Source organism: Vibrio cyclitrophicus (assembly GCA_023206055.1).
In the GTDB taxonomy this organism is placed as follows: Bacteria; Pseudomonadota; Gammaproteobacteria; order Enterobacterales; family Vibrionaceae; genus Vibrio; species Vibrio cyclitrophicus_A.
In genome coordinates, this window is sequence record CP065366.1 from 2,382,421 (window position 1) to 2,395,908 (window position 13,488).

Annotated in this window: 11 protein-coding genes; 4 read left to right on the forward strand and 7 right to left on the reverse strand. The window is 44.4% G+C overall.

Features of this window, described 5'->3' with window-relative positions:
- Positions 1 to 23 precede the first annotated feature (23 nt).
- The 7 genes from cydB to aspS all read right to left on the reverse strand — a co-directional run bounded on the left by cydB (position 24) and on the right by aspS (position 9,260).
- Complete coding sequence (gene cydB / locus ITG09_10490) at positions 24 to 1,160, reverse strand: cytochrome d ubiquinol oxidase subunit II (GenBank protein UPR51134.1); 1,137 nt, start codon at positions 1,158 to 1,160, stop codon at positions 24 to 26.
- Positions 1,161 to 1,173: 13 nt separating this feature from the next.
- Complete coding sequence (gene cydA / locus ITG09_10495) at positions 1,174 to 2,760, reverse strand: cytochrome ubiquinol oxidase subunit I (GenBank protein UPR51135.1); 1,587 nt, start codon at positions 2,758 to 2,760, stop codon at positions 1,174 to 1,176.
- A 552-nt stretch (positions 2,761 to 3,312) separates the two neighbouring features.
- Positions 3,313 to 4,329 carry a Holliday junction branch migration DNA helicase RuvB gene (ruvB, locus tag ITG09_10500; GenBank protein ID UPR51136.1) on the reverse strand — a complete coding sequence of 339 codons (1,017 nt, stop codon included), beginning with the start codon at positions 4,327 to 4,329 and terminating at the stop codon, positions 3,313 to 3,315.
- Between the two features lie 103 nt (positions 4,330 to 4,432).
- Positions 4,433 to 5,044, reverse strand: coding sequence for a Holliday junction branch migration protein RuvA (gene ruvA / locus ITG09_10505; protein UPR51137.1), 612 nt, complete (start codon positions 5,042 to 5,044; stop codon positions 4,433 to 4,435).
- A 91-nt stretch (positions 5,045 to 5,135) separates the two neighbouring features.
- Complete coding sequence (locus ITG09_10510) at positions 5,136 to 6,596, reverse strand: chemotaxis protein (GenBank protein ID UPR51138.1); 1,461 nt, start codon at positions 6,594 to 6,596, stop codon at positions 5,136 to 5,138.
- A gap of 215 nt (positions 6,597 to 6,811) precedes the next feature.
- Positions 6,812 to 7,333 carry a crossover junction endodeoxyribonuclease RuvC gene (gene ruvC, locus ITG09_10515; protein UPR51139.1) on the reverse strand — a complete coding sequence of 174 codons (522 nt, stop codon included), beginning with the start codon at positions 7,331 to 7,333 and terminating at the stop codon, positions 6,812 to 6,814.
- Positions 7,334 to 7,487: 154 nt separating this feature from the next.
- Entirely contained in the window at positions 7,488 to 9,260 is a 1,773-nt protein-coding gene (aspS, locus tag ITG09_10520) for an aspartate--tRNA ligase (GenBank protein UPR51140.1), read from the reverse strand.
- Positions 9,261 to 9,574: 314 nt separating this feature from the next.
- Between aspS and ITG09_10525 the strand changes: the two genes are divergently transcribed.
- From ITG09_10525 to ITG09_10540, 4 genes are all read left to right on the forward strand, one after another.
- The gene (locus ITG09_10525; protein ID UPR51141.1) at positions 9,575 to 10,480 is read left to right on the forward strand and encodes a DUF72 domain-containing protein; all 906 of its coding nucleotides are present in this window, start codon (positions 9,575 to 9,577) and stop codon (positions 10,478 to 10,480) included.
- A gap of 139 nt (positions 10,481 to 10,619) precedes the next feature.
- The gene (gene cmoA / locus ITG09_10530) at positions 10,620 to 11,348 is read left to right on the forward strand and encodes a carboxy-S-adenosyl-L-methionine synthase CmoA (GenBank protein ID UPR51142.1); all 729 of its coding nucleotides are present in this window, start codon (positions 10,620 to 10,622) and stop codon (positions 11,346 to 11,348) included.
- A gap of 113 nt (positions 11,349 to 11,461) precedes the next feature.
- Entirely contained in the window at positions 11,462 to 12,433 is a 972-nt protein-coding gene (cmoB, locus tag ITG09_10535; protein ID UPR51143.1) for a tRNA 5-methoxyuridine(34)/uridine 5-oxyacetic acid(34) synthase CmoB, read from the forward strand.
- 312 nt (positions 12,434 to 12,745) lie between these two features.
- The gene (locus tag ITG09_10540; GenBank protein UPR51144.1) at positions 12,746 to 13,486 is read left to right on the forward strand and encodes an ATP-dependent zinc protease; all 741 of its coding nucleotides are present in this window, start codon (positions 12,746 to 12,748) and stop codon (positions 13,484 to 13,486) included.
- The last annotated feature ends 2 nt before the right edge of the window (positions 13,487 to 13,488 follow it).

The window sequence follows — 13,488 nt, forward strand, 5'->3', positions numbered from 1 at the left end:
TCCTAAGTTATTTAACTTCTAGCTTAGTAAGCTGAAACGTCGTTATCTTCGATGTGTTTCTTATCTAGACGACCGAACATTTTGTAGTATGTCCAAGTTGTGTAGCCAAGAATCACAGGAACCATTACCGCCGCAACGACAGTCATAAGACCAAGCGTTAGCTCACTCGCTGTTGAATCCCACATAGTCAAGCTTTGGTTAGGGTTCAGGCTTGATGGCATTACGAATGGGAACATTGCAAAACCAGCCGTTAAAATAACACCAGCGTTCGATAGGCTTGAGAACAGGAATGCGAAACCACCACGCTCAAAGCGAGATGCAATCACAGCAAGCAGTGGCATTGCTACACCAAGAATCGGCGCAGCCCACATTGCTGGATAAGTTTCGAAGTTTGTCATCCAAGCACCAACTTGAAGTGATACTTCTTTGTTTAGTGGGTTTGAGTCAGCAAACGTATCGATAGTGCTTGTGATTACATAGCCTTCGATAGATTGAACCCAGAAGCCACCAATAATAAACAGAGCAATTGCAATGACACCCGTGATCTGAGCAACGTTGCGAGCGCGTCTGTGTAGATCTTCTGTTGTCTTCATTTGAAGCCATGTTGCACCTTGCATCACGAACAACATCAGAGCCAACACACCACAAAGCAATGCAAACGGGTTAAGCAGTGCGAAGAACGTACCATGGTACTTAGACATCATAAATTCGTTCAGTTCAAATGGAACACCTTGCAGTAGGTTACCAAATGCCACACCGAAAATGATTGGCGGAACTGTGCCACTAAAGCAAAGTGCGTAGTCCCATGTTTTACGCCATTTTGGATCTTCAATCTTAGAGCGGTAGTCAAGTGCAAGTGGTCGTAACCAAAGCGCAGCTAACGTCGCATACATCGCGAAGTAGAAACCAGAGAAAGACGTCGCGTAAACCAAAGGCCATGCAGCAAACAATGCACCACCAGCCGTGATCAACCAAACTTGGTTGCCATCCCAGTGAGGGGCAATCGTGTTTAGCATAATACGACGTTCAGTGTCGCTCTTACCGATAACAGGTGAAAGAGCTGCAACACCCATATCGAAGCCATCAGTTACGGCGAAACCAACCAGTAGAACACCGATCAATACCCACCAAATAAGTCGTAAGCTTTCGTAATCAAACATAATATTCCCTCACTTATACTTCAACTGAACGGCTAACTTTGTCTTCAACAGAGTTATCGTTTTGTTCGAAGTGGTAACGGCCTGTCTTCAAGCTACTTGGACCTTTACGTGCGAATTTCAGCATTAGGTAAACTTCAGCAATCAAGAACACTGTGTACAGTGCAAGGATAGCGAATAGAGAAGTCCAAAGCTGTTCAATAGTCAGTGCTGATGCAGCAACGTTAACCGGTAGGATTTCACCAACCGCCCATGGTTGACGACCAAACTCAGCAACGAACCAACCTGCTTCAATCGCAATCCAAGGCAGAGGGATTGAGAATAGCGCAGCTTTAAGTACCCATGGTTTCTGTTCGATTTTCTGACGACACGTTTGAACAAACGCAGCACCGAATACAAACAACATGATGAAGCCACAAGCAACCATCAGACGGAATGACCAGAATAGAGGCCAAACTGTTGGGATAGAATCATCCGCAGCCATTTGGATTTGATCTTCTGTTGCATCAACAACGTCGTCTGTGTAGCGCTTAAGAAGTAGACCGTAACCTAGGTCACCTTTCACTTCGTCGAACGCAGCCATGTTTTCTTCAGACTTGTCGCCTGCACGTAGCTTTTCAAGCAGCTCGTATGCGTACATACCCGTACGGATACGATCAACGTGGTCATCACGTAGGTCACGTAGGCCCGTTACTTCAGTATCAAGCGAACGCGTTGCGATGATACCCATTACGTAAGGGATTTTAATTGCGTAGTCAGTATTCATTGTTTCTTGGTTTGGAATACCAAAAACAGTAAATGCGGCTGGAGCTTCTTCAGTGTGCCACTCTGCTTCTACCGCAGCGAGCTTCACTTTTTGAACTTCACCAAGCTCGTAACCAGATTCATCACCTAGCACGATTACTGACAGGATCGCCGCCATGCCGAAAGATGCAGCAATCGCGAAAGAGCGACGAGCAAAGGCAAGGTCACGACCTTTAAGAATGTAGTATGAGCTGATACCAAGGATGAACATTGCACCCGTTGTGTAACCAGACGCCACTGTGTGTACAAATTTAACTTGTGCTACAGGGTTTAGTACAACTTCAGCGAAGCTCACCATTTCCATACGCATGGTTTCAAAGTTAAATTCTGCACCCACTGGGTTTTGCATCCAGCCGTTTGCTACCAAGATCCATAGCGCTGAGAAGTTAGAGCCTAGTGCTACTAACCACGTTACCGCTAAGTGTTGACGCTTCGACAATCTGTCCCAACCGAAGAAGAAAAGACCAACAAAAGTAGACTCTAGGAAGAATGCAACAAGCGCTTCGATAGCCAGCGGAGCACCAAAGATGTCGCCAACATAGTGAGAATAGTAAGACCAGTTAGTACCGAACTGGAACTCCATGGTTAAGCCTGTCGCTACACCAAGAGCAAAGTTAATACCAAACAATTTACCCCAGAACTTGGTCATGTCCTTGTAAATTTGCTTGCCAGTCATTACATAAACTGACTCCATAATGGCAAGTAGAAATGCCATACCTAGTGTCAGTGGAACAAATAGGAAGTGATACATCGCTGTAAATGCAAATTGCAATCGCGACAGATCAACAACATCAATCATGGTAACTCCTTTGTGTCGGCTGAATGACACTTGTGTGATTATTCACCGCAAAAATCCATGTTAAAACAATTTGTGCAATTGTTATTACAAATTGAAATTTGTAGCAAAAACGTACCGTTATAGTTAGATTATTGTTAAGCATGAGCTAATATAGCTGGCGCTAATATTACTGGTAAAATCAGTATGTTTCAAAAGGTTTATAGGAGAACCTTGCGTTGATTTGTATCAATTTTATTCGAGCAAATTAGAGTTATTTTTGAACAATCATGATTAAAATCACACCAATTTAGCCTCAGTTAATAACAGCACATGATATCTGTGACAAAAGCTCAGCACCGCCTCAACATACGAATTACAACTACCCATAAAGTATTAACAAAAAATATGACAACTTATTTCATTTTTTGTTAGCCAAATCAAACCTGCAATCAAAGTTTTCATTTTTGATGGCCGCTATTCAGTCTTTTTATCGACTCGCTCAAAGAGTTGTTATTCAGTAAAAAGCAAAAAATCCCAGCGCTTATGCAACTGGGATCTTTAAAAATGAATACTTTAACGATTAGACGGCTTATCTATTCCGAAGTGTAAATACGCTCTGTCGGTAGCAATTCGCCCTCTTGGTGTTCTTTGCAGATAACCTTGTTGTATCAAGTAAGGCTCTAACACATCTTCAATGGTGTCTCTCTCTTCACCAATCGCGGCTGCCATGTTGTCGATACCGACCGGGCCACCACCAAACTTCTCCATAATCGCAAGTAGAAGCTTTCTATCCATGTAGTCGAAACCTTTAGCATCGACATCCAACATGTTGAGTGCCTTATCCGCCACGTCTGGGCAAATATGTCCGTCGGCTTTCACTTCCGCGTAATCTCGTACACGGCGTAATAAACGGTTTGCGATACGCGGTGTACCACGAGCACGACGAGCAATTTCTAATGCCCCATCCGACTCCAATGAAAGTCCAAGGCAATCTGCGCTGCGCTGAACGATGTTTTGAAGGTCTTCAACCTTATAGTACTCAAGACGTTGAGTAATACCAAAACGGTCACGTAATGGCGAAGTCAATGAACCAGCACGAGTGGTTGCACCAATCAAAGTAAAAGGAGGAAGGTCAATCTTGATAGAGCGAGCCGCTGGGCCTTCACCAATCATGATATCCAGTTGGTAATCTTCCATTGCTGGATACAACACCTCTTCAACCACAGGGCTTAAACGGTGGATCTCATCAATGAAAAGCACATCGTTTTCTTCGAGGTTGGTTAATAGCGCGGCTAAGTCGCCCGCTTTTTCTAGAACCGGACCAGAAGTCGTACGGATGCTCACATCCATTTCATTGGCAACAATGTTCGCAAGCGTGGTTTTACCCAAGCCGGGAGGACCAAATATCAACAGATGGTCGAGTGCTTCGTTGCGCAGTTGTGCCGCTTTGATGAAAATCTCCATCTGGCCACGAACGTGATCCTGACCTTGATAGTCGGCAAGTGCTTTCGGGCGTATTGCACGATCAATGACATCTTCATCTTTAAAGACCGGATTATCCGGTGCAATCAGGCGATCGGCTTCAATCATAAATTCTGTTATTCCTAACTCTGCTATTGCTGACCCTGCGCTTCTTAGTTCTGTGTAAAGGCAAAGTGAATGAGTCTATTTTGTAGAACAAGTATATGAGGTATTAAACCATCGACTTCAGTGCTTCGCGAATCAATTGTTCGCTGGTCATGCCATCTTTAGCCACTTGAGCAACAACTTTAGAGGCTTGAGTCGGTTTATAACCCAACGCAAGTAGTGCGCTTACTGCTTCTTCTTCAGCATCGTGAACCGCTGGCATCGAGTCCATTGGCGCTGCATCCGTTGCAGGCGTAAACAGGTCGCCCGCGCCCCACCCTTTTAGGCGGTCTTTCATTTCAACAACCAGACGCTCTGCCGTTTTCTTACCAACACCCGGCAATTTAACCAGTGTTGAGATATCTTCACGTTCAACGCTTTGAACGAATTGGCTTGCCGTCATTCCAGAAAGGATACCAAGACCAAGTTTAGGACCGACACCATTCGCTTTAATTACTTCACGGAACAAAGCACGCTCTTTAACCGTGTTAAAACCATAAAGTAGCTGCGCATCTTCACGTACAACAAAGTGCGTGTAGATGATTGCCTCTTCGCCCACGTTTGGTAATTCATAAAAACAGCTCATTGGCATTTGAACTTCATAGCCAACGCCACTCACTTCGATTAGTAATTCTGGTGGCTGTTTTTCTATTAATGTACCGCGGAGACGTCCGATCACAATTCACTCTCTTGATGGAATTTAATTTGAAGGACAGAATATAAAAGAACTGGATACTTATCCAGTTCTTTGTGTTTTTGAAGTGAATTATTTAGGCTTGTTTGGCTTGCGAGACCACGCTGTTCAAGCTCGCGACCAATTTTTTAACCGAAGTCACATGACCTGTTAGCTCAGAACCATAATTCGCGACTAAGCCTGACACCGATTTAGTTTCCGCCACACTTTGCGCCACTTCTGAACTCGCGAGATCGAGCTCTTTTAACGAATTCATCTGCATCGCCATAATATTGGTGAGCTGATTAACATCGGTTGAGATGGTTTGCACCTCTGAGATAATACCGTTCATCTCGCTCGCCGTGGTTTCGATGATTGATCTACCGTGTTCAACTTCTTCTTTACTACGGTCTAACAGAGTTCGAATCTCTATCGCCGAATGACTGCTTTTCGCCGATAGCTCTCTTACCTGATCAGCTACCACAGCAAAGCCTCGTCCCTGTTCACCTGCACGCGCAGCTTCGATTGCCGCGTTGAGTGCTAATAGATTGGTTTGCTCAGCAACCGAAGTGATTAAATCAGCGACCTTCATGATTTCTTGATTACTTTGAATGATCTGGCTGATCGCATCGGTTGAAGCTTCTAATGACTCTGAACTCTTTTGCGCTTTGGTACCAACCGCTTCGCTGCGCTCTTTCAGTTCACCAACAAATGAATTGGATTCTTCGATGCCTTGGGTCATTTGGTGAAGTTGTTGGCTCATCTCTTCTGCGGCGCTCGCTTGAGATTCGCAATTGATATTCAACACTTCGACTTGAGCATGCAAGTCTTGTGACTGCTGATCCAAATGAACCGAAACACCTTGTAGGCTCTCTGAATTCGAATTGGCTTGGTCGAGCACGATAGAGAGTCGACCTTCGCTTTGCGTTGCTTGGTTGGCAACGTGTTGGCTTTCTGAAATCGCTTCTTCCGCCATCTCAATCGCGACCTCTTTTTGTTTGGCCGTAAACGCTTGAGCGATGCAAATCACCACCAAAGGCATGATCACACCAGACCAAGTTTCAACCACCACGGCTTCCGGAGTAAGTACTAACTGTGGAAATTCAAATCCGTTAAGGTGAGCCGACGTCATCACCAATGAAACGCCAATCACTAACCCACTCCATACCAAGGCGACAATACGTGTTCCTGACAAGAAAAAAGCGACCACTAACAAAGGAACCCAATAAGCCTGAGTCGATGCCACCACACCACCACTTTGGTAGATAATATTCAGCGCGTGCACCGCCATCCCCACAAACCCAAAATTGAGTGCAAGGCTGGGTTTACTGGTAACACGCAAGAGCAGTGCGGAGATCAGTTCAAACACGATAAGGAATACAGATGTGGCGATCAGAAGTTGCTCTTCGTGCTTTGTCCATTTGATTAAGCTGTAGACACCCACAAAGAAGGCGATAAAGGTAAAGAGTAATAAGATATCGGCTTGTCTGACTTCGTTGTTACTCCACCCATTACTTTTGGGTAGAAACAGCGCGCGCCACAACTTGATTGGGTTCATCAGTGATCATCCTTGATTAACTTGTAAGACCTCCGACCAATGTTAATAACATGTTAAATGATACGCAATGTTATTATCTGGGTTATGTTCGAAAGATCTCATTTCATCAAGGATTTAGAGGCGTATTGTTTTGATATGAGCCAAACAGGGCGTGAGGCTCATCAATAGAATAGTTTTAAAAGGCAGAATGTTAGGAGCTAACAATAGAATGAGATTTAACGGTAACGCCCTTTTCTTGCTCCTGTTGCTTTACCCGCAAGTGCGACCAAGGTTTTATTGGTGTTAGCGTGAGTGATCGCTACGCCTAGAGCATCGGCTGCATCAGCTTGTGGCTTAGCAGGTAGTTTGAGCATGCTCATCACCATATTCTGAACCATAGACTTATCAGCACCACCATTACCTGTCACCGCTTGTTTGATCAAACGAGCCGCGTATTCATGAACAGGCAAATCAGCATTCACTGCTGCTACAATCGCACTACCACGAGCTTGGCCAAGTTTAAGCGCTGAATCGGCATTCTTCGCCATGAACACTTGTTCGATCGCGAATACGTCAGGCTGAAACTGAGTAATGATCTCACTCACGCCTGCATAGATTTGCTTTAAGCGACCTGGCAGTTCTTTTTCGGAAGTACGAATACAACCACTACCTAAGTAATATAGATGGCGACCATTTTGACGAATCACGCCATAGCCGGTAATGCGAGAACCAGGGTCAATCCCTAAGATAATAGACATAACTTCAAATACTGATTATTTATACATGCTTTATGAGCTTAGTATATCGAACGCAAAAAAAAATGCCCGTCAAATTAACGGGCATTTTATTGTTCTACTGCAAAACTAAGCTCTAAAAAACTAAGCTCTTTAGAAAGTTAGGCTAATCGTTTGATTAGTCTTCTTTCTTCGCTAAGTTAACAGCGATTGCTAGCTCTTCCAGTGATGCTGGGTTTGCTAGGCTTGGCGCGTCTGTTAATAGACATGCTGCAGCTGTTGTTTTCGGGAATGCGATAACGTCACGGATGTTCTCTGTACCACAAAGAAGCATTGCTAAACGGTCAAGACCGAATGCTAGACCTGCGTGCGGTGGCGTACCGTACTTAAGCGCTTCAAGTAGGAAACCGAACTTCTCTTGCTGTTCTTTAGCTTCGATACCTAGGATACCGAATACAGCCGTTTGCATTTCTGCGCTGTGGATACGTACAGAACCGCCGCCTACTTCGTAGCCGTTGATTACCATGTCGTATGCATCAGAGTTAGCTGCTGCTGGGTTTGCTTTTAGCTCTTCCGCGCTCACACCAAGTGGTGATGTGAATGGGTGGTGCATTGCGTGAAGGTTGCCTTCGCCATCTTCTTCGAACATTGGGAAATCAATAACCCAAAGTGGAGCCCACGCTTTCTTGTCTGTTAGCTCTAAGTCATCACCTAGCTTGATACGAAGTGCGCCCATTGCTTCAGCAACGATGTTCGCTTTATCTGCACCAAATAGAATGATGTCGCCAGATTCAGCTTGAGTACGCTCAAGAAGACCGTTAATTACGTCTTCGTTTAGGAACTTAGCAACTGGAGATTGGATACCTTCCATGCCAGCAGCACGGTCGTTAACCTTCATCCAAGCTAGACCTTTCGCGCCGTAGATACCTACGTGCTCTGCGTAACCGTCGATTTGCTTACGAGTCAGCTTAGCGCCACCCGGTACACGGATTACTGCTACGCGACCTTTTTCGTCGTTCGCAGGGCCAGAGAATACTTTGAACTCAACATCTTTCAGTAAGTCAGCAACGTCTACTAGTTCTAGTGGGTTACGTAGATCTGGCTTATCAGAACCGAAACGACGAATCGCTTCAGAGAATGGCATTACTGGGAATTGACCCAGTTCAACATCTAGAAGCTCTTTCCACATATCGTGAACGAGCTTTTCAGTGATGTTACGTACTTCTTGAGAAGACAGGAATGATGTTTCGATATCGATCTGAGTAAATTCAGGCTGACGGTCAGCACGTAAATCTTCATCACGGAAACATTTAACGATTTGGTAGTAACGGTCAAAACCAGACATCATCAGCAGTTGCTTGAACAGCTGAGGAGATTGAGGAAGTGCGTAGAAGCTACCTTTATGAACACGGCTTGGTACTAGGTAGTCACGAGCGCCTTCAGGTGTCGCTTTAGTTAGTACTGGTGTTTCGATATCTAGGAATAGGTTCTCGTCTAGGAAACGACGAACGAAGCTAGAAGCACGTGCACGAAGCTTAATACGATCGCTCATTTCTGGACGACGAAGATCGATGTAACGGTACTTAAGACGCTGTTCTTCAGAGTTCGTTTGGTTGAAATCCAGTGGAAGCGCTTCTGAACGGTTGATGATCTCAAGGCCAGTTGCGTAAAGTTCAACTTCACCCGTCGCCATATCTTTATTTACTTGGCTGTCAGGACGAACACGTACTTCACCAGTAAATTTGATACAGAATTCATTACGCAGTTGGTTAGCGATCGGGAAGATATCTTTCATATCTGGATCGACAACAACCTGAACGACGCCTTCACGATCTCGCATATCGATAAAGATAAGACCGCCTAAATCACGGCGACGGTTTACCCAGCCGCACAATTCTACAGTTTGTCCCGCCAGGGACTTGTTCAGGTTACCACAGTAATGGGTACGCATAATGAATTTCCCAATCTCTTAATTATTTACTAATTTCCAAGCTGTCAGTGGTCATTCCACACAACAGAGCAAAGGAACATTTATACGCGGAAACTCGCTTAAAATCGACCTTCCACATTCGAATTTATTGTGTTTTATCTGGCTTTGCTGCTTTTTAGCCCATCAAGTGCGCAAAGATTCATCAAAACCGAAAAAATTGCGCTAATTATATCTCGAAAGTACCTTAATCGGCAAAAGTCTCGTACAGTAGTTTTTCGTTTCAACTTAAAAACTTTTTTTGATGACTAATGGCATGATGGATAACGGTGTAATAGATGGATGATCGTGTAATAACAACAGAAACTCTACCTCTAAGACTTGGATTAACCATGTGGTCTCACTCTGAGTGGCAAAGTCAGTTCTATGGCAAGGGAACCAAGCCTGCTGAACGCTTAGAAAAGTACACGCAAGTTTTTCATACCGTCGAGGGCAACACGACCTTTTACGCTACGCCAAGTATGTCTACCGTTCATAATTGGAAAGCCGCCAGTCACGATGATTTCAGGTTCACCTTCAAGTTACCCAAATTCATCACCCACCAGCAACAACTCAGACACTGCCAAGCAGAGCTCAAAGAGTTCTTGATGACTATGTCGCCACTCCACGACCGCATTGGTCAATGGACAATTCAACTGCCACACAGTTTTGAACCCAGCATGCTGCCTGCCCTACAAAAGTTTTGTACGTTATTTCCAAAAGACATGCAGCTTGGCGTTGAAGTTCGACACTTGGGTTTCTTTGATAAGGGTGATGCAGAGAAGCGCTTCAATCAGTGGCTAGTTGAGGAAGGCATCAATCGCATCATTATGGACAGTCGCCCTGTGTTCTCAGCGCCACCAACCACGGAAGCGGTGATCGATGCGCATCAGAAAAAGCCGCGTGTTCCCGTTCATGCGATTGCGACGGCCAATAACCCGATGATTCGATTTATTGGCCACCCAGACCAAGAACCTAATATTGAATTTTTTAAGCCTTGGTTTGCCAAAATTCCAAGCTGGCTTAATGAGGGCAAAGAACCCTATTTAATGATCCACACCCCAGACAATAATCACGCACCTGAACTTGCGATAGCTATTTATAAGCGGTTACAAAAGCAAGTGTCTGAAAATACGTCATTATTATTACCCGATCTCGCTCAGTTTCCGGCACAGAAAGGCAATCATCAAATCTCGATGTTTTGATAGTAAACAACCACTAACACACGTTCACTTTCATCAATCTCAGTTTTCGTGACACAAGCGATTTTTTTACGTAAAATACGTCCCCTTTTATTTGGTACGAATTCTGTGCCGATTACGCTGACTGTCGAGAGAGAATGCAATGAGCAACAAAGACAATATCTTTTCCGCTCCCATTGATAAAATTGGTGATTTCACCTTTGATGCAAGGGTTGCTGAAGTATTTCCAGATATGATTCAACGCTCGGTGCCTGGCTATAGCAACATCATCTCCGCTATTGGCATGTTGGCTGAACGCTTCGTAAAACCGCACTCAAACATCTACGACTTGGGTTGTTCTCTTGGCGCCGCTACATTGTCGATGCGCCGCCACATCCAGCAAGAAGGCTGTACGATTTTTGCTGTTGATAATTCAGAAGCGATGGTTGAGCGCTGTAAATTGCACGTTAATGCTTACCGCAGCGATACACCTGTCGAAGTGATTGAAGCGGATATTCGTGAAATCGAAATTAAAGACGCCTCTGTTGTGGTGCTGAACTTCACGCTGCAATTTCTGTCTCCGGACGACCGATACGCTCTGCTTGAAAAGATCCATGCTGGATTACGTCCGGGCGGTATTTTGATTCTGTCAGAAAAGTTTGTGTTTGAAGATGAAAGTTCAAATGAACTGCTTATCGATCTGCACCATGATTTCAAGCGTGCAAACGGATACAGCGAGCTTGAAGTCAGCCAAAAACGCAGTGCTATCGAAAATGTGATGCGTCCAGATTCAATTCCAGTTCATAAGCAGCGTTTTGAAAAGATTGGCTTCTCAAGCAGCGAAGTGTGGTTCCAATGCTTCAACTTCGGTTCGATGTTCGCGATTAAATAGCGCTGAACCACAATTGGCTAAAGTCTGAAGCTCTCATACTTTAGCCCTTAATTTCCTGTGTTATGGCGATAAGGCTGTACACATTATGAATTCCACAACGGTTAATATTATTCATGTTTAATTTTGCTAACTTTTATCAACTCATTGCCCAAGACACTCGCCTACAGCCGTGGCTCAATGTTCTTCCTCAACAGCTGACGGATTGGCAAAATGCAGAGCACGGTGACTTTGACCGTTGGTTACGTGCACTGAATAAGATCCCGCAAGGCGTGCCTGATCAAGTTGATTTAAAGAACTCTGTGACTATCGGCAGCAGCACACCATTTCAAACGGGTGAACTTAAAAAACTAGAGAGCTTATTAAAGACGTTCCACCCTTGGCGTAAAGGTCCTTATACCGTTCATGATATTCATATCGATACAGAATGGCGCAGCGACTGGAAATGGGATCGTGTACTTCCGCATATCTCACCACTTAAAAACCGCTCTGTACTCGATGTAGGTTGCGGTAATGGCTACCACATGTGGCGTATGCTTGGCGAAGGCGCTCGTCTAACCGTGGGTATCGACCCGTCGCACCTTTTCTTGGTTCAGTTTGAAGCGATCCGTAAGTTAATGGGCGATGACCAACGCGCGCACCTGTTACCTCTAGGTATTGAACAGCTACCAAAACTGGAAGCGTACGACACTGTATTCAGCATGGGTGTGCTTTACCACCGCCGTTCACCACTGGACCATTTGATTCAACTAAAAGACCAATTGGTGTCTGGCGGTGAACTGGTTCTTGAAACCTTGGTTATCGAAGGCGACGAAAACGCGGTACTGGTTCCGGTAGACCGTTACGCGCAAATGAGAAACGTCTACTTCTTCCCTTCAGCTCGCGCACTGAAACGCTGGCTAGAACAAGTTGGTTTTGAAAACGTACGCATCGTTGACGAAAATGTTACGACGGTTGGCGAACAACGCACAACAGAATGGATGACACATAACTCTCTTCCAGATTACTTAGACCCGAATGATCCAAGTAAAACAGTTGAAGGTCACCCAGCGCCGAGACGTGCAATTTTGGTAGCAACAAAGCCATAAATTTACTGCCCACAAAGCAGTGACATATTGATAAGATAAAACACAAGCCTATCAAGGCAACAAAACAATTGCTTGCATGGTCAAAAAGTCACCGTTAATTTCGCGGTGAACTTTGCTTCCTGAGCTCACGAATTGAACAAAAATTGACTTATGTTTAATAAGTGAGCTATTCCAAATAGCAATAATTGGCGTAGCGCTCACATTGCGATTCAATATGACCAGACTCTTACAATAGGATGCTTCACGCATCCTTTTTTGTGGGCTAAACTTCTAAATAGTCTGAACTATTCTCAAATTTCCAAAGGTTTTTTTATGTTTAAGCGATTATCGCCTATTATGGCGGTTGGTTTGCTCTCTGGTTGTACCCTTACTAACGGTGCTGCCTACCACCAAGAAACTCTCGATGCTATTGCCCGCTCAGAGACAAACATCGCAAATAAGGTTCAAAATCTTGAACTGCAAGTTAGTAATCAAAGTGATTACATTGAAAGCTTAGAAGACGAAATCATCACCCTTGCAAATCAGTTAGATGTTCATCTAACAAGCATGGAACACAAAGTCATTGAAGAGCTAGAGGAAGAAGAACCTGTCGCTGTTGCCGTTGCTCCTATCGCTACTACATCACAACCGACTATCCTTGGTGGCATCGAAAAAGTGACTATCGACTCAATCAAACAAAGCTTTGATGCTCGTGTTGATACTGGCGCAACCACCTCTTCCTTAAATGCTGTCGATATCAAAGAATTCGAACGTAATGGCAAGAACTGGGTTAAATTTCACCTAGACGACAAAGCCCAAGCTGAAGAAGACCAGAAATGGATTGAAGCGCCTGTTGTACGTTATGTAAAAATCCGTCAATCAACCAATGATCAAGCAGAACGTCGAGCTGTGATCGAATTATGGGTGAAAGTTGGAAAAATCCATGAAAAAGCGCAATTTACATTGGCGGATCGCTCTCAAATGAGTCACCCTGTATTACTAGGGCGCGAATTTATCAAAGACATAGCGCTAGTAGATGTAAGTAAAAAGTACGTACAAACGGAAGTTAAATAACA

Bases quoted from the DNA above. Each gene is read 5' to 3' on its own strand.
- ITG09_10540 (UPR51144.1), top strand. From the start codon at position 12,746: ATGTTTAAGCGATTATCGCCTATTATGGCGGTTGGTTTGCTCTCTGGT.
- ITG09_10510 (UPR51138.1), bottom strand. From the start codon at position 6,596: ATGAACCCAATCAAGTTGTGGCGCGCGCTGTTTCTACCCAAAAGTAAT.
- ruvC (UPR51139.1), bottom strand. From the start codon at position 7,333: ATGTCTATTATCTTAGGGATTGACCCTGGTTCTCGCATTACCGGCTAT.
- cydA (UPR51135.1), bottom strand. From the start codon at position 2,760: ATGATTGATGTTGTTGATCTGTCGCGATTGCAATTTGCATTTACAGCG.
- aspS (UPR51140.1), bottom strand. From the start codon at position 9,260: ATGCGTACCCATTACTGTGGTAACCTGAACAAGTCCCTGGCGGGACAA.
- cydB (UPR51134.1), bottom strand. From the start codon at position 1,160: ATGTTTGATTACGAAAGCTTACGACTTATTTGGTGGGTATTGATCGGT.
- ruvB (UPR51136.1), bottom strand. From the start codon at position 4,329: ATGATTGAAGCCGATCGCCTGATTGCACCGGATAATCCGGTCTTTAAA.
- cmoB (UPR51143.1), top strand. From the start codon at position 11,462: ATGTTTAATTTTGCTAACTTTTATCAACTCATTGCCCAAGACACTCGC.
- cmoA (UPR51142.1), top strand. From the start codon at position 10,620: ATGAGCAACAAAGACAATATCTTTTCCGCTCCCATTGATAAAATTGGT.
- ITG09_10525 (UPR51141.1), top strand. From the start codon at position 9,575: ATGGATGATCGTGTAATAACAACAGAAACTCTACCTCTAAGACTTGGA.